This is a genomic window from Sphingobacterium hungaricum, from assembly GCF_015210005.1.
In the GTDB taxonomy this organism is placed as follows: domain Bacteria; phylum Bacteroidota; class Bacteroidia; order Sphingobacteriales; family Sphingobacteriaceae; genus Sphingobacterium; species Sphingobacterium hungaricum.
This window is the reverse complement of record NZ_MU158698.1, coordinates 2,733,785-2,755,828: the sequence shown is the minus strand read 5'-3', so window position 1 is coordinate 2,755,828 and position 22,044 is coordinate 2,733,785. Positions and strand designations below refer to the sequence as shown.

The window sequence follows — 22,044 nt, the reverse complement described above, 5'->3', positions numbered from 1 at the left end:
AAGAAGGAGGCCATGATAAGCCTCCTTCAGTAATAGTTTTTGTTATGTGTACGTGTTAAAACGTTAATCTTCTATATAATACGATTCGGGAATACTCACGTAGATATCTACATATCTGCCGAAACCGGCTGCCTATGGTTCATCGAAGATCCGCGAATAGATCTGAGCGATTGCACTGTAATTATTAGCTATTCGCTAATAACGCTTCTTCCCCTCATGTCAAAGAACATTTATTTTATGAAGTCAAAATTGCGGAGAGATTGGATAGAGATTTCACAATATGACAATGTTGGTATTGATTTTTATTTAGTAGTTTTAGGGATTAGACAATCAATTAGTGGATTTTTAGATCAAATGGATTGCGTCGAAACAAGTATTTCCTTTGGATTTCAGATACGTTAACTGAAAAAAGGGGGTTATATAGAGTGTCTGAACCAAAACGTTAACTAAAATTATTCTACATCATCCCCATTTTAGGAATATTGGGAAAGTGTAGCTTCGTTTGTTTTCAAGGAATGCCAACACTATATTTCATATGAATTAGGAATATTATATTTAAACAAATAGATTAAAAATGGAAAAATTCAACCAATTAAAGGAATTAGTAAATTCATTAGAGGCAGATGCAACGAAATTCTTTAGACAAGGAAATGCAACCGCTGGTACACGTGTAAGAAAAGGACTTCAAGAAATCAAGACTCTATCACAAGAACTCAGAAATGATATTACAGCGACAAAAAATAAAGACAAGTAGTCTACAGACTACTTGTCTTTATAAAATAAAAAGGCCTATAAAAGCCCTTCGTCTCTAAATGAGTAGTAACTGGTCTCTGTCAATATAATGTGATCGTTTAATCGAATATCAAGTAATCCACCTGCTTCTACAATCCTTTTGGTCAAGGTTCTATCCATTTCACTGGGATGGCATGTTCCTGAAGGATGATTATGAGCTACAACAATTGAAGAAGCTCTTGATAACAGTGCTATTGAAAATAGGATTCTAAAATCAACTAAGACAGCATCCAGTCCACCCTCTGATATTTTCTGAAAACCCAATAAATCCAGTCCTGTTGAAAAACACAGTAAGTAGAAGCTTTCTCGAATTTCAATCTGGTCTTTTTCCCAAATCTGTCTGAGAAGATTACTCACAGTGCGTGAGTTGTTTAACTTTTTGTATTGTGGGCCCATGAGTTCTACTGATCTTTTATAGCATAAGGATAGTTCGTTTGCAACGATGTCGTCACTAGTTTGGAGGAGTTCTTTAAAATCTAAAAATGTTTGCATAGCAGAAAATTTTAAGGTGAAAAAATTAATTAACACCAGTTTTCTACGAGACGATAGCTTGACCGAGCAAAAGAAAACTGCTTCAAAAATGAGCGTAGCGAGGAGGCTCCGTTATCGAACGGATACCCATTTTTGTTAGGTTTTATTGGGTGCCGATGGCTTGTGAAATGGAGCGCGTTAAGCTGGCGAAGTAACTTTGTGGATGATTAATATTCGTTTCCATCAGCCATTCGATCCTAATTACGAACTATTTAAACATCTACTAATTCTAGATAATAAACAATATCCACGATGATTACAAAAATTAGGACTGTCATTATAGTGATAACAAGAATTACAGTATTGAAACTATAGATTCTAAGAAAGGAAAACATACGACCTAGTTTGCAATGCACTGTGATACGCTCGCCTATTTTGAAGCTTTGAGCTCGACTTCTGACTTGTAATTCTTTCTTAAAGCACCTCGCAAAAAAGCAAGGATCCAGCTGCTATTTATTTATTATTTGTAGGCTGAGGTCCATAATTATTTTGGATGTGACTATTCAATGCAGTCTGCATTTCATCGATAAACTTGGTGTGGCTAACCAATTTTCTCCGACTAATATCAAGAAACATTCTGTAAGATTGCTTTAGATCAACATTAAGGCTCATTTCGAGCCATGTGATTATTTCTCCAACTTCAGCATTGCCCCCATTAATTCGTTTGCTGTGATAAAGTCCATATGCCAACTCTACCAGTTCAATTTTATTTCCGGACCACCATTGTTTTTTTTCTTTCAGCATCAATTCTAACGATTGAATTTCGCTATTCCGATGGTGCTCTTTCATTATCCTAATGATACAGTTTCTGAGCATTTCAAGTGCTTTGAATTTTGCAAAGAGATAATCTAGGCTACTTGAAAAACTATTAGACTTAGTAAACAGACTAAGTTCGGGAAGTATATGCTTGTGGTTCCTACTTAGGAAGAAATCTTTGTCTCGAGCATTTTCATCTGCATAATAGTATTGGTAATACAGTGCATATCGCTTAAAATAACGATCTATAACTTTCAACTCACTTTCATAGTATTTCTGGATGATCTTATCTGTATCGATCGGGGCGGCACTTATTATATGATAAAGTTCAATAATATACAGATGCCAACATTGAAACCTTGGTTTGATATATTTAAAGAAATAAATTTCTTCCCTATCTCCATCAAATGGATGTGATTTAGACCATTCTGCAAGTGCATCCATCGTTCGCACTGTTGCATTTAAGGACTTTGGGAAATCGATGATTGAAGTAATCATTGTATCATTTAATGTGCGGAGTTCATGAAGCATCCCTTCATAGAGTTGTTCCAGTCGATGATTTTTCATATTTCGGCATGATATCAGTGTATCCACCCGGATACGAGGATACGAGGATACGATTAATGATGATGTAGTAAAATTTAGCAAAGGGTAGAAAACCTACAAAACACTACATTTAGTTAAATGACAAAATTTTTCTGGCCTTTTCCAACTTGCTTTCTATTGTATGCTCAAACTCTAATCTTTTTTCCCTGGTGCTCGCTCCAATGAGCATGCCCCTATCCAGAACCGACCTCATGTATCGTCGAAGTTCTCCAATAAATAACATGTTATCGGTAGAAATACTGTTGATCGTGTAGAGTTTTATTACTGCGCGACTGTAATCCTCTGCTTCGAGGAGCATTTTCCCTCCTAGCGCTGGAGTCCCACTATAAAAGAGGTCAAAAGAACGTCCACTCTCTTTTTTACGTTGACTTCCCCAAATTTTATGGTTTTGCCATATGGCATCTACCTGTTCCAAAAGAATCCCTACACTTTTATGTTCTGAAAACGCCCGAAATTTGTTATATTCTACTATTTCATTCAGAATTACATCAATTGTCGATTGACTCCAAACTTCGACAGAGGGAATATCCAGATAAGCATTATACAAATCCGTAAATAAGTCCTTCAGTTCTGACGTGTTGGCCTGCTTAACAAACGCTTCATAAGTCAAACTAATTCCCACAGTATCGACTGACCAAGAATAAAGTTTAAAAAAAATTAATTCTGGGAAAGGCATGTAATGAAAAATCGGAATATCGTCTGCTAAAAATAAGATCGTGCAGTCTTTCTTAATTTTTGCTGCATTCAACATCCCTGTTAGATGTTTGAGGTAGGCTCGGTATTCGTTAAAATCACTCATATTGAGATCTGTGTATTGAAAGCTCACATCATCACCAGTTTTTCCAAAAACATTTTCGGAAGGAATTTTAAAAAAATCCATTAGCTTTTTTCCCGAGTCCAGATCAAGCCATATCTTTCCCGCTATCCTTGCATACGCCTGATGCTTAGAAATATTCAACACATTTACAATGTGATCTACCAGCAGATCTTCTTGCGGTATAATTTCTCGAATCGATTCAAACAATCGTTTTTGTGTTTTCATAAATAGAATACTAAGTAGATTAAAAAAAAGGTTTGAATACTTGTTAATTTAACATTAACAGTAAAATAATTTAACATAAAAACCTCATATAGACAAATTTAAAGAAGTATATTTCAATAAAACAATGTTTAGATTTAGTTTTTTCACAAAAATTTAAACATTAGTCATTATTAATTGGCTGTATCACAAAAAGCAAACAACTTTACATCATTTACGGAACCTTCCCTTACAGTAAAGTTACTAAAACTTGAGCTTTTGTACATTTCGCAACTAACTTGTGCCTTGTTGTGGTTTTTCAAATTGTTTACCATCGACCTACGCTATAACTTAGTCATAAAATTAAATCTGTAAATTATGCATACGTTTTTCCACACCACTGACGAGGTACTAGGCGATGCAAGGAATCGCTATTTTGGTCGTGCATTTCAGGCATATCACATAAAACTCAAGTCTTTTATTATTGATAACTCTATAATATCCGGGGTTTTCAAGATCGATTATGATGGACCTGCAAGACCTCGTCATGAAACTGTTCATTTGGGAAGTATAGAATACACTGCTCTTGCCTTGCTTCTTGCCGGTTTCGGTTTATCCAAGTTAGTCGGTTTGAGCATTGAACAGATCAATATGGCTACGCTAGACCGGATGAGTTTTAAAATCAGCAGTATTCTCTGCATCGGCGAGGTATCATTTGCTATACAGATTAAAGAATCCGGACGAGACAACTCCAGTAAGCAAGGAAGCTACAGTACATTTCAACTAACAGTAGGATTCACAACCATCAGTATACGGATCGATCATCAGGGCAAGCGTTATCACTGGCTTACCGCTCATCAGTCCTTAGATCCATTTTCAGAACAACTTTACACCATCGGTTATAAAAAACGGACATTAAAAATCCATACGATAACCCTTAACTTACACAGCAACAGTATTCAGGGGCATGTACATTGTCCAAGACAATATCCAGAAAACGAAATAGATGGTTTGAGTTCTTCGCGTAGTATCTTATTGCCGACGGATGCTTTGCAGGTATTTGGTCAACTTATGCAAACTCTACTTTATCAAAAAATGAATTCGAATAGAGAGCAATGTCCAAACATATGGCTTCGTAGAATGGATTTAGAAGTACATGCACCACAGCTCGAAGAGCACTGTATTTCGCGTATAAGCTTTGACAAAATCAAACGAATTAATCAAAGAAAAGAAAGCTGGCAAATGATCGACTTGTCGGGTAATGTGGGAACCTATCGAGGAAAATTTCAAATTGCGCACAAATTATCATAAGAAAAGAATGCCCATTACATATCTTAAAATGAAAAAAATAGTTATCTCTGGCACCTATTGTACAGGAAAAACAACGTTGAGCTTGGCATTATCCTTAGCAACTGGAGTACCGGTTACCCATGCACTAACCATGCGAGAAATCCTTCCTAACTTATTCCCTGGCAAAACGCTGCGTGCATGCAGTTATGCCGAATTACTTTGTTTAGGCATGAGGCGCTTTGCCGAAAGAATACACGCTGAAGCCAAGTTCACGGATGGTTTTATTTCCGATGGCTGTACATTGCAGGAGTGGTTGTACGGGAGCACACGGCTCTATACGGGGGCCTATCCAGACGAATATCCTTGGCAAATGAAGCTAAAACAATTATTGCATTACCGCCAATATCGGAACTTCGTTGTCCAGCTTCATCAATTTGAAGGTATGGCGAAGGCGTACGCAACTAGCCACTATGACACATTTTTCCATTTGCCCGTAGAATTTGATTTTGTCGCGGACGGTCATCGTCCAACTTCTGAAAGATTCAGGCAACTCTCCGAAATCAGGTTATTAACAGCTTATAAAGAGATGGGGCTCCATCCCGAAATTATATCAGGAAATCCACTTGCACGTTTAGAAAAGATCCTCAATCATCTCAATGTATCACCCATTATTGATTTGGAAGAAGCAATTGATCGAGCCGCAAAAATACGTAAAGCTCAGTTCGATGCTATTAAGCTCGAACAGAGTTAACACATAGACAACAAGCGAACCTGAACTTTTTGGATCATGCATTTTAGATTACAGTTTCAAGAAGACACATCGAAGCTAATAACCTTGTTACAAGATTCGGAAAACTATCCTTTTTCCAAATGCTATAGATATGAAAATAAGCATATGACTATTACGCGACGGCAATATAGTCGGAAAAGTCTACAACTGGACCATTATGAAACCAAAAATACAAAAAAGTACATTTTACATATTATTTCAGAAGCCCCCGCTTATATTTTGATAGCCGTACATAAAGGACAATTGTGCTACAAGGAAAATGAAAAGTCAGTTTTAAGCATAAGTTTAGCTACCAATCAGTGTCGAATGCTATTTGCTAATAGCGGAAAGTATTGTGTTGAGCTCATCACCAAAGAAAACAGCTTTCACGTAATATGTCTGGCTCCGGAACTCTTGTATCCCATGCGAGATGAATTTAACGAATTGATACGATTCATGAATAATCCAGCGTTAGCCAGATTCCATTCTATGGAAAGTTGCACGATGGATCAAATCTTTAAACATCGACTGGCACGGTTGATTGAGATACCACCGATGCGGTATAAAGATTTCAATAGGCATCTCTTCTGGGAATTGCCACCTCTACTTTCTGCTTATAAGGGATTATTGAAAAATCGTGACAAAATCAGTCAAACTAAAAAACTTTTAGTTCAGATTCAGGAATTTATAGCGACTCAAATTGCCAAGGGAGATCCCGTTACTGCGCAAAATATAATTGGCACTTTTCCGATATCTAGACGTACATTAGCCCGTATATTTCCACAATATTTAGGACAACATCCAAAGCAATACATCCGGTCCGAAACAATTAAAAAGGCAGGGAATCTACTTGCTGAAACAAATATTTCATTATTCGAGATTGCTGTGGAATGTGGCTATAGTGACATCAATTCTTTAAATAGAGCATTCAAAAAAATAAAGGGTCATACCCTTGCATCCTACAGAAAAATATATCAAAAATAATTCAGAAAATGCCAACATAGAGATATACGATTGGCATAAACAGACTATACAAATAAGGCTGTTGTATTTATTTTTGCTGAACAAGTTTACTTCTCCCCAAACAAAATATGCGATGATGAATATTTTTAAAAGACAACGAAGAAAATATGCGGTATTCCCGATCGGGGTCTATCCATTACCACAATAGTGATGGGTAGACCTTTTAAGAAAACACTCGCAGCACTTTTCACGAGTATAAATTTGACAAGTCAAAATTAATTTTACAACACATTTTAAATATAAAAAAATGAAAACATTAAAATCAAAAATCGTAGCCGGCATGACCGCATTTGCATTATTATTTGGGCTGTTCTTTACGGTAACAGCTTTTGAGAAAAATCAAAAAACAGCTGTAGCAAAAAAGACAGCCACAACTACATGGCATTTCACAGGAGATGATCCTTCTGAAATTTTGAACCCAGAAAAATGGGAAGACGGGTCGTCTCCTGACAATTGTGAGACGGAGCTTACCTTAGAACTCCCTTGTACCTTCGAGACAAATGTCAGCATTGTAGACGCCGAAGCATTGATCGATTATTTTGAATCGGAATATCCAATTGATACTGAAGAGCAAGTTGTAGAGAATGCCGAATCTACAAGAAATCCGGAATAGGCAGTATTCAATTTAATAGGTAACATGGCACCTTTTGGGGTGCCATGTTTATTTAGCGCGGGTTCTGCTCCATATCGGATATCCTTATAACATCTTCTGGAATAGGGAGCGCATACCGCAAGTCATTGGCGGCAAGGGCATATTCTTGCCCTGCTATCGTTCTTCTCAGCGTAATATTGGCTCCATCGCGGTTCAGCCGCTTCAGATCATACCACCGCAATCCCCGGAACAACAAACTTTTCCTTCGTTCAGACAATATAAATGCCAGCAGGGCATCGGCATCGATCTCTTCTATAGGCTGATACGTGGATATACCATTTACCTTTTTCCATCTCGTGGACAGCAGCGCATTGATATCCTGCAGGGCTACCGACAGCCGATCGGTCCGCGCTGCAGATTCTGCTCGGAGAAGGTACAGCTCATCTGTTGCATACCCCATGAACAGCCCCGCACTTCCAATATAATTCCCTCGAAAGCCATACGTCCCATCTGTATTTCTGACGAAATAAAGCACTTTCCGCAGGTCGCCATCTGCATAGCTACCGGTGATCTCCTCAACGATGTTCGCACGGGAGATGCTCAGTATCTGCGGTGCACCGATAGCCGATTGATAGATCACCTCTTGGTTGTACCGGGCAATCGGATAGGTAGGGCTGCTGTTCAGTGCAGAATAGTCCATGAGGTCATTCTTTATGGAAAGTGCCGAATCAGCATAAAGAAAGGATCTTTCGTAATTGCCCATGTAAAGATGTATGCGCGACAAGAGCATGTAACCGGCGCAACGGCCCGGCTGGACAGGGTGCGAAACCTGCTCTGGCAAAAGACGGATACAGCTTTCGGCATCTTCGAGGATCTGCCGATATGTCTGCTGCATATCAGATCGGACCGATACCTCATTGAAATCTGTGCCAAGCCGGATCGGCAGCCCGAGCTGTTTCGCCGCTGTACGCTGATCGTACGCGCTGCACCAGATCAAGCTAGCCTGAAACAGCTTTTGTGCGCGCCAAAAAAAAGCCCTGCCCCGTATCTGGTCGTACTGTGCCGCATTGGATATGCCCCTCTCGATATTCTCAAGATTTTCGAGCACCGTATTGCATGTATATATTGTCGTGTAATAGCGCCCCCAATCGCCCAATGAGCTCCCCTGTTCGAACAAATTATCTCCGTCCCATTGATACATCCGCCTGTCAAAGGCTGATGAGGAAGAAAGGGATGCTAGATTGGCATCGCTGACGGTGTACTCGCCAGAGCTGATCTCTCCTGCAGCGCTTTCCATCGTCCGATTGGTATAGTCATCCAGCAAAGCCTGAAGATCTTCAAGGCTCTGCGGAACGGCAAGTTTTTGATCGGGCTTTGTGTCCAGAAATTTGTCACAGGATGCAGAAAATAAAACCAACAGGGCCGCCAGCGCACAAAAAATTGTTTTTTCCATGTTTCTCATATTGCACATTTTATCGTTAATGAATAAATCGTCGAAGGTGAAAATCCCGTATTTGAGGCTGAGCTGAAATCCGGGTCGACCCCTGCTCTGTTCCTTTTGTACAGCAGGCCTAGATTATTGACATTGAAAGTCACCGATGCATCTTTCAGCTTGGATACGGCACCATTTGGGAACGCATAAGAAAGGTTGGCATACTCCAACCGGATGTGGTCGCCCCGCTCCACAAAAGGCTCTGCATAGCGATAGAAGTTTTCCGCGCCAGATTCGACGGGATATATCAGGGCAGGGATATCGGTAGCAGATTCGTCGCCGGGCCGCTGCCACCGCTTGTTGAAATCGCCATGGCCATTCCATGTCGAGAAGAGCGAACTGTAAACAATGGTCTCTCTCCTGAAATAATAGCCAAACTTGTAGGTCATGCGAAATGTGGCCGACCACTGTTTCCATGATAAAGTATTGCCCAGCGATCCAAACAGCGTTGGCTGGATTCCCCCATGGTAGACCAGATCGTCTACTGTGGCGCTCGCTCCCGTAAACTGGCGGTAATCCCGTGACGCCTCGCCGCTGAGCAGCCCCAATGGCGCGCCGTCCTGCGCATCCAGTCCCATCCATTTATAGGAATACATAGCGTATACCGGAGAACCTTCCCTTCCCGAAATCCTGTTCGTCGCGCCCACAAATTGAGATGCCAGATCGCTCTCTGCATGATATTTAGTCACCTTGTCCCGGTTCAAGCTGAACTGGAGGTTTGTTGTCCATCTGACCTTCCCTATCGTATTGATCGTGTTCAGTGTCACGTCCATTCCCTTTGCCGAAATGGCCGCCACATTCTTGATGATGAACGCATCCACGCCGCTCGTATAGTCCATGGGAGCCAGGCCATACAGATTTGTCCCTTGCTTGTAGTAGCCTTCGATCGTTCCTGAGATACGGTTATCTTTGGTAGCGAAATCCAGGCCGATATTGGCCATGCCCACTGTTTCCCATTTCAGCTCGGGATTGGCATAATTGTCAAACCTGGCATAAGGTGTCTGCGTGAACGGATTGGGGCCGGCATACCTTATCGTAGTAAGGGCGACCATCGAAGGGTTCAGGTTGCCGGTCTTGCCATAGGTAGCTCTAAGCTTCAGGTGGCCTATCGGATGGTCTGCAAAAAAACGCTCATTTGAAACGGTCCATCCAAGGCCTGCTGACCAAAAGGGGTTCCATTTGTCGTTCACGTGCAACCCGAAGAGGTTTGACGCGTCTCTCCTGGCACTGAAAGTAGCCGTATATCTGTCCTTGAACATATACGATCCATTGAAGAACGTGGAGATAAAACGGTCCTCCCGCTGGTTTAGAGATAGGCCACTGGGCATCGTTACGTTTGCTCCGGTAATGTAATGGGTATACGGAACGGTCAGGTCAAAAAGCGAATAGGCCAGATTGGAGTGATTGTATCCATACAGCCTATTGCTGCCCGAATTCGCGGAAACGCTGCGCACCTCGCTGCCGAGCAGCCCATATACCTTATGGATAGGCGTTTCCCAGTTGAAATTCAGCTGTCCCCTCAAGCTGTGGGCTGTCCGGCTATTGGTGGACTGGTCTAAGATCCCCCCTTTGGGGACCTGATGGTCAATCCCCCCGGTCGCTGTATTTATTTTGGAGTAGCTGTTGACGATGTTCCTCGCTTCATAGCTTTGTATATCTGTCAGATTTTCGGAAAGCCCGGCCTGTTTTTGGAACTGGTATTTGGCCGAGAGCCTGAACCACTTGGGCAGACTGTATTCTGCACCTGTAGACAGCAGCGTGTTCTGGCTGGACTGCACAGATGTACTGTGCTTGTAGTCTTCTAGTGGGTAATATCTCCAATCTAGCAGCTCGGGATGGAGATCGTTTTCCAAAAATGGCGCGCGCCAGTCTTTATAGACAGCGAGCGCATTTCCCTGGGCGTCGGCAAGCTCGGCATAGGGGAACAGCCCGCTGTTATAAGCGCTGATAGCTCCAAGCCCTGGCCTGCCGCTCCTGCTTGCCAGAAAGGAAATATTGATCCCTGCATCGATGGACAGGCGCTTGCCGATATGTATCCTGGAATTTGTCACGAACGTATTTCTCTGTGTCTTTTGGCCCAGGTTGTCCCTCAAGGAGGCATTGCTCGCTGAAGCGTTCCAGATGAACCGGTCCGACCCCTGTGCAAGGCTTACCGTGCTCTGCTGCTGGAGCCCCGGCCGATATATGTAGTCTAAAAAATCGTTCCGGACATCCAGCGTGCGCAGCCTGTCCAATTCGGCATCGATCTCTGCTAAGGCCGCAGGATCAGATTCCGATGCCTGGCGGATAAAGAGCTCTACGGCAGGAGACAGCACAGGCTTGCTCCTGGAACCGATCATGGAGCTGTAATACCCCTTTTCAAAGAGCATGCTCTCGACATCGATCATGTCCGAGGAGCTGATCCGCTCGATCGCGAAAAGATCCGGTTTAGCCTCTATGGAAGTCTGCGCGCTGAAATTGGCCTTTAATTTTTGGTTCAGGCTCCCTTTTTTTGAGGTGATCACGATCACGCCATTGCCGGCCCGCGCTCCCCAGATGGACGCCGCCGCCGCATCCCTCAAGATCGTTATGTTTTCGATATCGTCAGGATTGATACTGGAAAGATCCCCTTCGTACGGGAAATTGTCCAATACGACCAAAGGCGCAGTTTCTCCCAGTATCGTGCTCATGCCCCTTACCAAAAGCTGGTCAGACCCTCCTTTTGAATTGCGGTCGAGCACGATGCCCGACGCTACTGCAGGCAGCCGGTCCATGATGTTAAAATCGATCTGCTCGCTGATGCGGTCGCTTCCGATCACCGAAAATGACCCGGTAGACCGCTCCCTTGGGATCTTATCGTACCCTGTCGATACATACACCTCTTCCACGTCGACAAGTCCCCTCTCGAGCTGTATCAAATGGGTCCTATCGATGGCTAGCAGCGTATCCAGAACTATGTAGCCCACTGCCGAAAAACGGACGGGCACTTTTTCTGTACCGTTGCGGACCTGAATGCTAAAAGCGCCATTTTGATCCGACTTTGCCATAGCGGCATCGCCTGGCAGGTACATCGATACATCTGCGATCCTTGCCCCTGTGGCCCGGTCGACCGCCCGCCCTTTTAGGGCCTGCTCCTGTGCCATTAATATCGGTGCACAGAACAGGTTAAGCATCAGCACAAAAAAATTATAGCGTATTTTATTCATGTTCGTTAGGTTTAGGCTTTTTTATGGTAAATATGGTCACATCTCTAATGGCCTCTTCGAGCTGAAGCCCCATCTTTGCCAACTGTCTGTTCAATTCTGCCAGATCGCTGGTTACGGTCAGCTGTGCATCGATATTTCCTTTATAGCCGGTCTCGTTGACGATATACTTTCCCGTCAAGCGATCGTCCATCAGGATACCTTGGAAAGATGGCAAGGGCAGGTTGCGAAGATCGATATGTCCGTTCCAGTCCACTTGGCGCAATCTTTCTCCTCCCGCTGTACCGAGGACAACGTCACCGTTCAGTTTTTTTAGCACCAGGCATTGCCTTTGCTCGCTGTCCATGCCTGCCTCCAGGCCCGATGCTGTATTCAACAGATCCACCAGGTGGCTGTAAAACGTAGCTTCTGTGTTAGACGGTGAAATGATATCAAGCGTATAGATTTCATTCAGTATGGCAGGATCTATATCGGCTATCTGAAAGTCCTTTTCGAACATTGTCTGTCCCAGCCCGTAAAACAGGTCGTATGCCAGCCCTTTATAGAGCAGCAGCAGCGGCCTATTGATATACGTCTTGCTAAAGACCCCTTGTGGCGTACTGCGCGTGAATTTTAGCATGGGCATCCCCTCTTGCTTCCCTTTGAGCACAAGCTGGTAATTCTCCACGCTGCTTGGATCGACTCGAGTATCCAGGAGCAAAGGCCTATTTTTATCGACAGCGGTCTTCTGGGCGACCTCCAGCTCTGCTCCCTTGAAAAAATCGCTCATATTGCTCTCATCTAGCGGCTGCTGGTTGGTGATGTGCGCGACTGTGCCTTCGGCATCTATCCACACCACATGGGGTATGCTCGCTCGGGGGAAGAACTGTCCCAGTATGGTGTCTCCAATAACAGAAGGCAACGTGAACCCTTGCTTTTTCCACACCGACTGGACTGAAGTCAATTTGTCCGATGTGACAGGGATAAATACGCCATTGCCGGAAAGCTGATGTGCAAAGGTGTTTACCTTCCCCAGCGAGACCAGACATGGTGTGCACCACTGTGCCCAAAAATCTAAAATTATAGCCTTGCCTCGATATACGTCTAGCGTCTGTCGTACAGTATCGCCATTGCGATAAAAAAGGTATTCCTGCTTCCAGAACTCTTCAGGCAATTTATCCCCTGCTCGTAATGGAACAATCCTATTTGCCCCAGCTACAGTCCCGATGTCCTGTCGAGACTGCGCCAAGGCAACACTATGAAACAAAAATGAAACAAAAAGCAGTATGCTGTACATCATAGCTTGTAAGCTATACGTCCTAAATCCCCCTAGCGCCCAAAAGGTAAAATTAAGATCCTTCGGTATATGTATACCATCAATACACCCTCTATTATTTTGCTTCTCCTTACGGGGATCATAAACTCGGTTCGCATGTGACATTTTGAGTAATTGCCAGGATAGCAATAGAAACTTTTTATTATGAAGTCTGATCTTAAAATAATCACTACCCGGTAAAATCGGTCCATGAGTGTTTGGTTCCTTTTGTTCCAAGACAAAAGGAAATGGGCGTGCTGCGCCAACAGAGCGATATAATGCACCTTTATCCTTTGAGAAAAGCAGTTTCAAAAAAAACTGTCCCCTCCCATCCTCATAAAAATCCTTCATTTTTTTAAGTTAGTTTTTGTGTAACCATTGCATCTGCAACGCATTAACGAAGTATCAGACTCGCTATCCGTCCAGATGCCAAGACTCCAGTCTTAATTGATGAATGTTTTGGTATTCGAAATACCGTGCGCACAAAATATACGTCAATTATTTTTTATGTTAACACATCATTTATCGAAAAGAAATAGCCGAGCTACTCGGGAGCTTTAATCAGATTTTTGTAAAGTTTTTTTTTCATAACTCACTTATGATTAGTGAGTCTCTATGGAAGAAGAACTATAGCAGGGCTCCTATCAACCGCTACACAAGGCTCTGACCCCTCCCAAAACGGATTTACGATAGTCGCCCATGCGCTATAGTTTGCACCAAAGGTACAAAAATATGTGCACGGGCATTAAACTACCGTCTCGTTTGGGATTTATTGTCAGAGTTTGTGAACGAGACTCTCTTAATTTAATACCTTAAATCAGATAACGACCTGATTTAACTAAACAAATATAAAAAATTAATATAATCCAAACAAATTTGTTTGGTATTAGTTTTCATATTATTCCGTGCTTAGTCCATATGGATGCAATAGAATTAAGATTTAGGAAGTTGTTAGGTGCGCGTATTCAAGAATTAAGACAAGCTAAACAATTAACCCAACCCCAATTAGCCGCCGCTATAGGCTTTAAAGATTATCAGGCTATCGGAAGAATAGAAAATGGGCGTGTTACCGCTTCAGTATTTACAATATATCAAATTGCCAAAGCCTTAGAAGTGTCAGCTAATGAGTTGTTGGGTTTTTAAGAGAAAAACTATTAAAGGCAATTGGGGGTTTCGGATCTTATGGTTCTTCCCCACTTTTGGTGGTAAAACAAATTAAATATTCTGTTTTATGTCATGAGAGAGGGTTTCGGAGCCTATGGTTCTTCCCCACTTTTGGTGGTTATGATGGGGTCAACACTAACCTTTTTTCCAAAAGGCTCAGCGAGCATCTCCCATACATTTGCCGTTTTAAAGTTTTGAGTTTATTTACATTTCCTTCCACCGGCCCATTGCTCCAGGCTAGGTTGAAAGCATTTTCTATCGCTTTAATATCCTGCATTAATCCGTTTGCAAAACTACGTAGTTCCGCAATTGAGGAGTTTATCACATTTATAATCCACGAGTTCAAACCGTCACTGCTTCGGTCCTTGAGTATCATATGACGGAACTGTACGGCTCATCTTAAACCTTCTTGCAATATCCTGGATAGACACACCTTGTTCAAGCAGCAGCTTTACTTCTTTGAACTTCTCCTGTTGAGCGCTGGGTATCATACTTTTTAGAACACGTGGTTCTGCCATTTTAGTTTTGCTATTAGCCTCCCTGACTTTTTTTAGGGTTGAATACTCCCGGTCCAGAATCTTGCGCATCGCCTCACCTAAGTTCTTTAATAAATGCCAGCGATCCGTAACTTGTATTGCTTGAGGGGCACCCTTTGTAGAAGCATTTTTAAAATTAATGTACCTGTCTCGGGAAATAATCTGGAGACTATCTCTTTTCTGTAACCATGAGCAAAGCGTATCTTCTTCGCGATCACCAAGTAGCCCAATTGGACGATTTGTGACTAGATCTACAAGGATACTTCCATAACGCTCCCGTTTCTTTATTGCCCAATCGTCAACACCCAAGGCTATTATGTCTTCATTACTGGGGAGCTCTGCCTTTTCTATTAGTCGCAATAAAGTCGTATCACATACAGGGATGGAAAGTTGGTTGCAGATCCGTTCTGCAGATTTTCCGCCAGATTCGAGGACTATATTTAGTAATTTAATATTTAACCTATCAGTTCTTCTCTGGTATGGCTTAAAATGGTCTTGATATCTTTCTGTAAACACTTTTAATGGACATTCCAGCGTACTACAATAAAATTTGTGTGCTCGCAAGATAATCTTTGAGCACTTTCCGAATGTTGGAAGATCCGCAAACTTTCTTGTGTAATAACTGTGAACTTTAGATGAGACCTGCTCACAATTTGGGCAAAAAGATATTTTCCCTTTGCCCAATACATAGATAGTGAAGCTATCCATATCACTATCTACAGAAACAACCTTGAACTGACTAGTGCCGTTGAATATTATTTTATTGACATTCATTAACTTACTAACGGATAAATCAATATTTGTTTCATAGGATTACCACCAAAAGTGGGGAAGAACCATCTTATTACCACCCAATTCCGTGGCGAATTGACCAGCCAACAAAAACTTAAACTCCTCCATAAATTCTTAATTTATAATAATTTGAACTGGTCAATTTTGAACGAAATGGGCTGTCTTTAATTTCCGGAAAGCTATGGTCAGCAATACCGAAATCTCCAGTCTTACTCGTGTCCGGGTCGCCGGAACCGGATTTGTTGTACACCTTAACGCCCCCGATTAACCCGACTACCGCACCGATGGCGTAGATTAATTGCGTTGCGGGTCGAAATAGCTTGTTACCATTTGGGTAGCCTCGTTGATTCCTGCCGAGCCGTTGCCCTGTGCGAACGCACCAATTCCTGACAGCATTGCCACGGCTGCCAGTAAAACTTTTTTTCCTTGTTTTTCCATAATTGAAACACATTAATTTGTTACTGTTTATCTCGCACCTTGCGAGCTTTCGGGACAAATGTCTTGTGGGAAAAGAGGTGTTACCGAAAAGTGGCAGTCATCCCCGTACCAAAAGCTTTGAATAATTTTATTTGAATCTTCCATAGTTGCTTCCTATCTTTAGTGATTTGGTTGGATTGCTCAAAATCCGTTTAAAAAATCGAATAATTTGTATTAAATCCAATCAGTTTTTATTACTTAATAATATCTAAAAAATATGAAAACAAACAAAGTATTTTGTAATTCATGCAAAAAAGAAACAAATCATAATCCTATATTTTCTAATGCTGTGCATGATGAAGAATTGCCAGATGAAGAGTTCCCGTTAAGCTATCATTATTGGGGTACAACTACACATATCTTATTACAGTGTTTAGGTTGCGATGATGTTATCTATTGCCGAAGCTTTCATGACCCCAGTATGGTGAATGAAATAAATGAGGAGCTAATTCCTTATAGCGAAAAGACGTATTATCCTCCATTTGCGAAAATGGGGTTTGCTAGTTATTCCTTGATAAATAAACTACCTAATAAAATTGCTAATTTGTACCAAGAAGTAAAAATTGCTATTGAAAACAAAGCATTTATTTTAGCTTCAGCTGGTTTAAGAGCAATTATTGAAGGTACATATATAGACAAAAAGTTAAGTACTCAAAGAGATCTTGAGCAAAAGATCCATAATCTTTCCGATGAAGGGTTGTTAACGAAGAATGATGCACATAGGCTACATAGTATTAGATTTCTAGGTAACAATGCTATTCATGAACTTGACAAACCAAAAGAAAAACAAATCAGAATAGCCCTCGACATAGTAAACCATTATTTGAAAACTATATATTACCCAGATGATGAGGTACTCAGAAACCTTGACATCCAAATCAATACCTATCAAAATTTCGTTCTCGTGCTTACTAGACATATTACTTTAGAAATGGTAGGTCACATTTTCACTCTAAAAGAGTTGATACCTAAAATCAATAAAATATGTAAACCTAATGATTTGAAACGTTTCACTTCTATTCTAGACAAAGAGATTAGTGACAAAAGACTTCGGTTTCTAGAACAAAATGGTGATCAAAAGTACAAAGTAATTGCAATGAATTTTTTTCTTCATGAGGATCCATACGACGACTTATTTACTAAATACAATTAAGACCCTCGCTAGTGCGAGCGTTTCGCTCGTATCCACGATACAGCGGTTAAGTAGTTACAAACTTTTAAAGTTACGGTTTACCGTGTTTTTCTTGCTACAGATTAGCTGTAATCTCCTTTTTTTATGGCATAAAAAAATATACTAAAAATCTGTAGCGATCTTAGATTCTATCAACCAAAATAGTCTATTTTCACTGCAAATCGCATACCATAAATAAGTCACCTGTTTAGATATTTTGCGAAATCAAATATGCTATCAAAATAAACACAGTGAATTAGACCTATACTGCATTTCGCCAAAAACTTTAAAATCAGTTGTTATGATACCGACAACATATTGGTAAAAAGTGTATACGGCGACGATACAAGGTTTATATCAAATTTTAAAGATGGCTCGACTCTCGAACTTGCGTTGTGGATTCTAAAAGAAATTTGCCATCCCTCATTTAGCACTACGATGAGAGTACTTCTAGATTTAGCCTGATATGATATGTCGATTAACCGCGTAGGCAACTTTAAAAGGTTTACTTTAAATTTTGCTTTCGCTTTACCAAAAGGTAGATTAAGTGTACCGTACAAGTTATAGGCTTGTATTTCTACTCGTCCTTTGTCTTTAATCACTTTATAGAAATCCTGTCGACCAATTAAATACTGCACAAGACTTTTTGCTACTAGCCCGACATTATCCTTCTCTAACCTTAAAAGCTCGGTCTTAAAAGCATCTAGAACAGGAATATACACTGACGATTGATAATCGCCTAGCTCATCCCACTTAGCAGTTTTGACACTAGCTTTTTGGCAATTAGCCAATTCCTTGAAAACAGGTGCAATTGCTTCAAAATATTCTGTAGAACAATTTAAACCTAACCATTGCTTTCCAAAGTCTAGGTTTTGGGATAAACGAGGATGTTTAACGGCTCTATGATTATTTTTAGCAGAAATACCAATTTCCCAACCTTGACTAACCCTAATAGCAAGAACATCGCGTACATCGCCAGCTTGCCCCTGCTTATCGGACACCAGTTCTAAGGTCAACACATCATCATCATTAATACCATTGGACAATCTCGGTTCTAAATCTATCAAAAAATTAACAGCAAAACTGGAATATAAATTGAAAGATTGCTGTTCGCTTTCATCAAAACTATCGAAATAACTTTTGGCTAAAAGATAAGCACCATTTTTTTCAATACTTACATTTGTTAACAAGGATAGACGTTCATAAAATCCCATCAATAAAGAATATTCAAAGGCTTTCCCATTAATCACTTGTATAGATTTTCGGACTGTAGACATCAGGCTAAGCAGTTAATTCTTCCAAAAAAACGTTTAACTTGTTTTTGACAGCCTCTCCGTCCAGTCCACTGGCTTTTTTTGAAATACGTGATTTAGCCAATTTAGCTTTAGTCAATTGTAGAATTATCATTTCGCCTAGTACTTTAGCCATCTTCACGGGGACAGCATTTCCAATCATTTTATAACCAGCAGCAACATACTTATAATCAAAGATAAATTCATCTGGAAACGTCTGTATACGTGCGCACTCGCGCACGCTCAATCTTCGATACAAATGCTCTTGCCCAGGTACAAATCGTCTAACATTTTGCTCAACGAATTCCATTTTCGGAGCTTGTGGATGAATCGGTGCATGTCTTCCCCCAGCTTGGATTGTGAATGAGACCTCATCCCAAGACCGAACTCTGTTTCTCGACATGTAAATAGAAGAAAAACCTCCTATCATATACTCGTGATTTGGAACAGAGCAAAAGCTACCATTGGTAATATTGCGGTCTTTAGCAGGCAAAGCAGAATTTACTAGATCTCCTATCACAGCTGCTAAATTGATTTTAGCATCTTTATGAGTAGAAACTGGAAATTTAAATTCAGCTTTTAAATCATTCCTAAAACCAATGAAAAAAACTCGCTTCCTATCTTGCGGAACACCAAAATCGGACACATTCAACATTTGAAAAGACAGATTATAACCAATGTCTTTAAACATTTGCTTTATATTATTGAGAGCGTCTCTATGCGTGGTTAACAACATTCCAGAGACATTTTCTGCCAAGAAAAACTTCGGTTTTTTATCTGCCAATATACGCATAAATTCATAAAAAAGCTGACCTCTCTTATCGGTGATACCCTTTTTCGAACCCGCTTCGGACCAGCTCTGACAAGGTGGACCACCTATAATACCATCACAATCAGGAACTTCATCCGAAGGTATTTCGACGATACTTCTTTTGTCCAAGAATGTATTTGGGTGATTACGTGAGTAAGTGTCCCAAATTTCTGAATCATACTCGTTTGCCCATACCACATCAAAACCAGCTTGTTCAAAACCCAAATCTAAACCACCTGCACCTGCAAAAAAAGAGACTATTTTCATATCTAAAACTTTAGAGTGAAACAAAAATATACAAATAAAAACTTAGAGTATTACTTTACGCATAGTTTATTTATCCACAACAAATATATAATTAACATTTTAAAATACTAATATTTTTAGTAAATAAAGTTTTGCTGTTGCGCTTTTACCTATGGCGATTATGTCCACGACCATTCTGAAATCTAAAAATTCTCAAGAGTTCTAACTAATTAATGGCTACGATGAAATTAAATTACTCCTGCAAATGTCAAATATTACCAGTATCGGATCATTGCTTTTTTAGCTTATCCAAGATTAATTTTGCGCGCTCAGCCTGTTCTGAGATTCTTTTTGCATTTCCTTCTGCCTTTTTAATCGCGATCAACCTATTCTCTTCATTCTGTACCCAGAATCGAATACGTTCCGGGGCATCGCTATATACCGTATCGACATCTATCCATACTTTAGGATATAGAAGCCGCACCATCCTGATCTTAACATCATTATCTCGTAGGTTGTTGTTACTTGTCCAAAGCTGTACAACCATTGACGTAACTGATATTCCCACAAACGAAAAAATTGCTCGAAAGAATCTGCTTAACCATCTAAAAAGTGTCGACTTTTTTAATATTGTAGAGCATCCACAATCATTATTGGAGCTAACCAATATTCAAAAAGTAGGAATTGACAGCCTTAGAATTTCAGGAAATCTTTCAATAAGAGAGGTTACGAAGAATATAGAATTTTTCGCTCATCCAAATGATAGCATTTTTAGAGCAAATTTTACGATTAATCGGTTTGATTGGAATATTGTTTATAAAGGAAGTTGGGCTGACAGAACCCTTGTGGACAAAGACGTAGAACTGATCATCAAAATAGTAACCGACCTCCTATCCGATCTGGATATGCATGGCAATAGCGGTCGGATTTAACACCGTTTGAGCATTTATGCTATTTCGGAATTTCCAGAATCATCTTGACTTAGTGAGGAAAGCGGATTGACAATCCGCTCTACCCTACTTGATCGCTAACAGCTTTAAGAGTGTTGTTAGAAAATAAAAAACTATATATTTTTAAGAGGTACAGCTAGCAAACCATACAAATAACACTACGTGATCGATTCCCACCACTTGCCAAAGGTCTGCGAAGAATCATTTAGTTTTACAACATCACCAATTTTCGGCGTCACCAATATCGTTTCATTTTCTTTCTCATTTAGTTCACTTATGGTTTTTAAAGGCTCGTCCCAAGGATGGTAAGCCAATTTAAATTTCGAGGAATGTATTGGTAGTAATCGTTTCGCTTTAAGATCTTTTGCCGCTATCAGTACCTCGTGGGGCAGTAAATGAATTTCCCGCCATGCAGGATTATATTGACCATTATCCAAAAGTGCGAAATCAAATGCTCCGAATTTCCTGCCAATTTCACTAAAGTGATCGTCGTAACCACTATCTCCCCCAAGATATATTTTGATATTTGGTGTTTGCATAATAAAAGAAACCCAAAGCGTATTATTACTCTTAAAGCTTCTACCCGAAAAATGCCGAGCAGGCGCAGTGTGCAATGTAAAATTCTCACTGAGCTCAAGACTTTCGTTCCAATCTTTTTCAATAATTTGTCCAGATGCAAAGTTCCAATATTCGAAATGTTCACCAACCCCTAAACCGCAAACAATCTTTTTGATCTTTGGCTTCAATTCGATTATAGTTTGGTAATCCAAATGGTCATAATGGTCATGGGTGATCAGCAGGTAATCAATTTCAGGCATATCATCTGCCGAATAGATATCCGTTCCATTAAATGATCGATTGGAGCCAGGAATTGGGGAAGCATTTCCACTGAAAACAGGATCTATCAAAAAACGTTTTCCGTCTAGCTGGATGAAGTAAGATGAATGCCCGAACCATATCAGAACATTATCGGCAACTGACAAAGTTTTCAGATCTGTTTTAACAGCAGGAATTTCATCAATTGGATTGGTTCGAGGAAATCTACCAAAAATGAAATCATAAGTTACTTTTATCATAGAATTCCCCTCGCTAACCATAGGTGTAACGTGAGTATTATGAAATTTCCCATCTTTGAAACGTGGAGATTGCTTAATGCGTGCCAACCGATTTCCGCTCGGTGCTTTTCCGAATTTGGGGTGTTGCATATATATGAGCACAGCTGTTACCAGCAACAATAATATACTGAGAAATATGATCATT

20 protein-coding genes and 1 pseudogene are annotated in these 22,044 nt (G+C 40.6%); 8 read left to right on the top strand and 13 right to left on the bottom strand.

The window, feature by feature from the left end:
- The first annotated feature begins 574 nt into the window (after window positions 1-574).
- The gene (locus C4F49_RS15185; RefSeq protein WP_196936688.1) at window positions 575-754 is read left to right on the top strand and encodes a histone H1; all 180 of its coding nucleotides are present in this window, start codon (window positions 575-577) and stop codon (window positions 752-754) included.
- Between the two features lie 35 nt (window positions 755-789).
- On the opposite strand, the gene C4F49_RS15180 is transcribed toward C4F49_RS15185, so the two are convergent.
- The 3 genes from C4F49_RS15180 to C4F49_RS15170 all read right to left on the bottom strand — a co-directional run bounded on the left by C4F49_RS15180 (window position 790) and on the right by C4F49_RS15170 (window position 3,727).
- The gene (locus C4F49_RS15180; RefSeq protein ID WP_231388331.1) at window positions 790-1,284 is read right to left on the bottom strand and encodes a JAB domain-containing protein; all 495 of its coding nucleotides are present in this window, start codon (window positions 1,282-1,284) and stop codon (window positions 790-792) included.
- Between the two features lie 492 nt (window positions 1,285-1,776).
- A complete protein-coding gene (locus C4F49_RS15175; RefSeq protein ID WP_196936686.1) occupies window positions 1,777-2,646 on the bottom strand; it encodes an RteC domain-containing protein in 870 nt (289 codons plus the stop codon).
- A gap of 109 nt (window positions 2,647-2,755) precedes the next feature.
- Complete coding sequence (locus tag C4F49_RS15170) at window positions 2,756-3,727, bottom strand: hypothetical protein (protein ID WP_196936685.1); 972 nt, start codon at window positions 3,725-3,727, stop codon at window positions 2,756-2,758.
- Between the two features lie 354 nt (window positions 3,728-4,081).
- Between C4F49_RS15170 and C4F49_RS15165 the strand changes: the two genes are divergently transcribed.
- From C4F49_RS15165 to C4F49_RS15150, 4 genes are all read left to right on the top strand, one after another.
- Complete coding sequence (locus C4F49_RS15165; protein ID WP_196936684.1) at window positions 4,082-5,014, top strand: AvrD family protein; 933 nt, start codon at window positions 4,082-4,084, stop codon at window positions 5,012-5,014.
- Window positions 5,015-5,042: 28 nt separating this feature from the next.
- The gene (locus tag C4F49_RS15160; RefSeq protein ID WP_196936683.1) at window positions 5,043-5,744 is read left to right on the top strand and encodes an ATP/GTP-binding protein; all 702 of its coding nucleotides are present in this window, start codon (window positions 5,043-5,045) and stop codon (window positions 5,742-5,744) included.
- Between the two features lie 144 nt (window positions 5,745-5,888).
- Entirely contained in the window at window positions 5,889-6,746 is an 858-nt protein-coding gene (locus tag C4F49_RS15155) for a helix-turn-helix domain-containing protein (protein WP_231388330.1), read from the top strand.
- 286 nt (window positions 6,747-7,032) lie between these two features.
- A complete protein-coding gene (locus tag C4F49_RS15150) occupies window positions 7,033-7,398 on the top strand; it encodes a hypothetical protein (protein WP_196936681.1) in 366 nt (121 codons plus the stop codon).
- A gap of 52 nt (window positions 7,399-7,450) precedes the next feature.
- On the opposite strand, the gene C4F49_RS15145 is transcribed toward C4F49_RS15150, so the two are convergent.
- From C4F49_RS15145 to C4F49_RS15135, 3 genes are read right to left on the bottom strand one after another with little or no spacing between them, the layout of a single operon-like run.
- The gene (locus C4F49_RS15145; protein ID WP_196936680.1) at window positions 7,451-8,830 is read right to left on the bottom strand and encodes a RagB/SusD family nutrient uptake outer membrane protein; all 1,380 of its coding nucleotides are present in this window, start codon (window positions 8,828-8,830) and stop codon (window positions 7,451-7,453) included.
- A gap of 5 nt (window positions 8,831-8,835) precedes the next feature.
- Window positions 8,836-12,054: a SusC/RagA family TonB-linked outer membrane protein gene (locus C4F49_RS15140; RefSeq protein WP_196936679.1), complete on the bottom strand. Its 3,219-nt coding sequence runs from the start codon at window positions 12,052-12,054 to the stop codon at window positions 8,836-8,838.
- A complete protein-coding gene (locus C4F49_RS15135; RefSeq protein ID WP_196936678.1) occupies window positions 12,047-13,696 on the bottom strand; it encodes a TlpA family protein disulfide reductase in 1,650 nt (549 codons plus the stop codon). Before C4F49_RS15135 ends, C4F49_RS15140 begins: the two co-directional genes overlap by 8 nt.
- 567 nt (window positions 13,697-14,263) lie before the next feature.
- On the opposite strand from C4F49_RS15135, the gene C4F49_RS15130 reads away from it, so the two are divergent.
- The gene (locus tag C4F49_RS15130) at window positions 14,264-14,488 is read left to right on the top strand and encodes a helix-turn-helix domain-containing protein (protein WP_196936677.1); all 225 of its coding nucleotides are present in this window, start codon (window positions 14,264-14,266) and stop codon (window positions 14,486-14,488) included.
- Between the two features lie 139 nt (window positions 14,489-14,627).
- On the opposite strand, the gene C4F49_RS18190 is transcribed toward C4F49_RS15130, so the two are convergent.
- From C4F49_RS18190 to C4F49_RS15115, 3 genes and pseudogenes are all read right to left on the bottom strand, one after another.
- Window positions 14,628-14,885 (bottom strand): transposase, encoded by a 258-nt coding sequence (locus C4F49_RS18190; protein WP_196936676.1) that lies wholly within the window; start codon window positions 14,883-14,885, stop codon window positions 14,628-14,630.
- Window positions 14,860-15,819: an ISL3 family transposase gene (locus C4F49_RS15120; protein WP_196936675.1), complete on the bottom strand. Its 960-nt coding sequence runs from the start codon at window positions 15,817-15,819 to the stop codon at window positions 14,860-14,862. The genes C4F49_RS18190 and C4F49_RS15120 overlap by 26 nt, the downstream gene beginning before the upstream one ends.
- 223 nt (window positions 15,820-16,042) lie before the next feature.
- Window positions 16,043-16,275, bottom strand: a pseudogene (locus tag C4F49_RS15115) (DUF4134 domain-containing protein); the annotation flags it as partial.
- Between the two features lie 256 nt (window positions 16,276-16,531).
- Here C4F49_RS15115 and C4F49_RS15110 point away from each other — a divergent pair.
- Window positions 16,532-17,467 (top strand): DUF4145 domain-containing protein, encoded by a 936-nt coding sequence (locus C4F49_RS15110; RefSeq protein WP_196936674.1) that lies wholly within the window; start codon window positions 16,532-16,534, stop codon window positions 17,465-17,467.
- Window positions 17,468-17,784: 317 nt separating this feature from the next.
- Here the strand turns inward: C4F49_RS15110 and C4F49_RS15105 are convergent, their stop codons facing one another.
- The 3 genes from C4F49_RS15105 to C4F49_RS18040 all read right to left on the bottom strand — a co-directional run bounded on the left by C4F49_RS15105 (window position 17,785) and on the right by C4F49_RS18040 (window position 20,402).
- Window positions 17,785-18,762, bottom strand: a complete 978-nt coding sequence (locus C4F49_RS15105) for a HaeIII family restriction endonuclease (protein ID WP_196936673.1) — start codon at window positions 18,760-18,762, stop codon at window positions 17,785-17,787.
- A 4-nt stretch (window positions 18,763-18,766) separates the two neighbouring features.
- A complete protein-coding gene (locus C4F49_RS15100; protein WP_196936672.1) occupies window positions 18,767-19,855 on the bottom strand; it encodes a DNA cytosine methyltransferase in 1,089 nt (362 codons plus the stop codon).
- A gap of 268 nt (window positions 19,856-20,123) precedes the next feature.
- A complete protein-coding gene (locus C4F49_RS18040) occupies window positions 20,124-20,402 on the bottom strand; it encodes a hypothetical protein (protein ID WP_231388381.1) in 279 nt (92 codons plus the stop codon).
- Between C4F49_RS18040 and C4F49_RS18035 the strand changes: the two genes are divergently transcribed.
- Window positions 20,350-20,766 carry a YceI family protein gene (locus C4F49_RS18035; protein WP_231388378.1) on the top strand — a complete coding sequence of 139 codons (417 nt, stop codon included), beginning with the start codon at window positions 20,350-20,352 and terminating at the stop codon, window positions 20,764-20,766. The two genes, C4F49_RS18040 and C4F49_RS18035, sit on opposite strands and share 53 nt — an antisense overlap.
- A gap of 176 nt (window positions 20,767-20,942) precedes the next feature.
- Here the strand turns inward: C4F49_RS18035 and C4F49_RS15090 are convergent, their stop codons facing one another.
- On the bottom strand, window positions 20,943-21,989 hold the full coding sequence (locus tag C4F49_RS15090; RefSeq protein WP_231388329.1) for an MBL fold metallo-hydrolase: 1,047 nt from the start codon (window positions 21,987-21,989) through the stop codon (window positions 20,943-20,945).
- Between the last annotated feature and the right edge of the window lie 55 nt (window positions 21,990-22,044).

Excerpts from the sequence above, each read along its gene's own strand:
- C4F49_RS15185 (WP_196936688.1), top strand. The coding sequence starts at position 575 with ATGGAAAAATTCAACCAATTAAAGGAATTAGTAAATTCATTAGAGGCA.
- C4F49_RS15180 (WP_231388331.1), bottom strand. The coding sequence starts at position 1,284 with ATGCAAACATTTTTAGATTTTAAAGAACTCCTCCAAACTAGTGACGAC.
- C4F49_RS15175 (WP_196936686.1), bottom strand. The coding sequence starts at position 2,646 with ATGAAAAATCATCGACTGGAACAACTCTATGAAGGGATGCTTCATGAA.
- C4F49_RS15170 (WP_196936685.1), bottom strand. The coding sequence starts at position 3,727 with ATGAAAACACAAAAACGATTGTTTGAATCGATTCGAGAAATTATACCG.
- C4F49_RS15165 (WP_196936684.1), top strand. The coding sequence starts at position 4,082 with ATGCATACGTTTTTCCACACCACTGACGAGGTACTAGGCGATGCAAGG.
- C4F49_RS15160 (WP_196936683.1), top strand. The coding sequence starts at position 5,043 with ATGAAAAAAATAGTTATCTCTGGCACCTATTGTACAGGAAAAACAACG.
- C4F49_RS15155 (WP_231388330.1), top strand. The coding sequence starts at position 5,889 with ATGACTATTACGCGACGGCAATATAGTCGGAAAAGTCTACAACTGGAC.
- C4F49_RS15150 (WP_196936681.1), top strand. The coding sequence starts at position 7,033 with ATGAAAACATTAAAATCAAAAATCGTAGCCGGCATGACCGCATTTGCA.
- C4F49_RS15145 (WP_196936680.1), bottom strand. The coding sequence starts at position 8,830 with ATGGAAAAAACAATTTTTTGTGCGCTGGCGGCCCTGTTGGTTTTATTT.
- C4F49_RS15140 (WP_196936679.1), bottom strand. The coding sequence starts at position 12,054 with ATGAATAAAATACGCTATAATTTTTTTGTGCTGATGCTTAACCTGTTC.
- C4F49_RS15135 (WP_196936678.1), bottom strand. The coding sequence starts at position 13,696 with ATGAAGGATTTTTATGAGGATGGGAGGGGACAGTTTTTTTTGAAACTG.
- C4F49_RS15130 (WP_196936677.1), top strand. The coding sequence starts at position 14,264 with ATGGATGCAATAGAATTAAGATTTAGGAAGTTGTTAGGTGCGCGTATT.
- C4F49_RS18190 (WP_196936676.1), bottom strand. The coding sequence starts at position 14,885 with ATGATACTCAAGGACCGAAGCAGTGACGGTTTGAACTCGTGGATTATA.
- C4F49_RS15120 (WP_196936675.1), bottom strand. The coding sequence starts at position 15,819 with ATGAATGTCAATAAAATAATATTCAACGGCACTAGTCAGTTCAAGGTT.
- C4F49_RS15110 (WP_196936674.1), top strand. The coding sequence starts at position 16,532 with ATGAAAACAAACAAAGTATTTTGTAATTCATGCAAAAAAGAAACAAAT.
- C4F49_RS15105 (WP_196936673.1), bottom strand. The coding sequence starts at position 18,762 with ATGTCTACAGTCCGAAAATCTATACAAGTGATTAATGGGAAAGCCTTT.
- C4F49_RS15100 (WP_196936672.1), bottom strand. The coding sequence starts at position 19,855 with ATGAAAATAGTCTCTTTTTTTGCAGGTGCAGGTGGTTTAGATTTGGGT.
- C4F49_RS15090 (WP_231388329.1), bottom strand. The coding sequence starts at position 21,989 with ATGCAACACCCCAAATTCGGAAAAGCACCGAGCGGAAATCGGTTGGCA.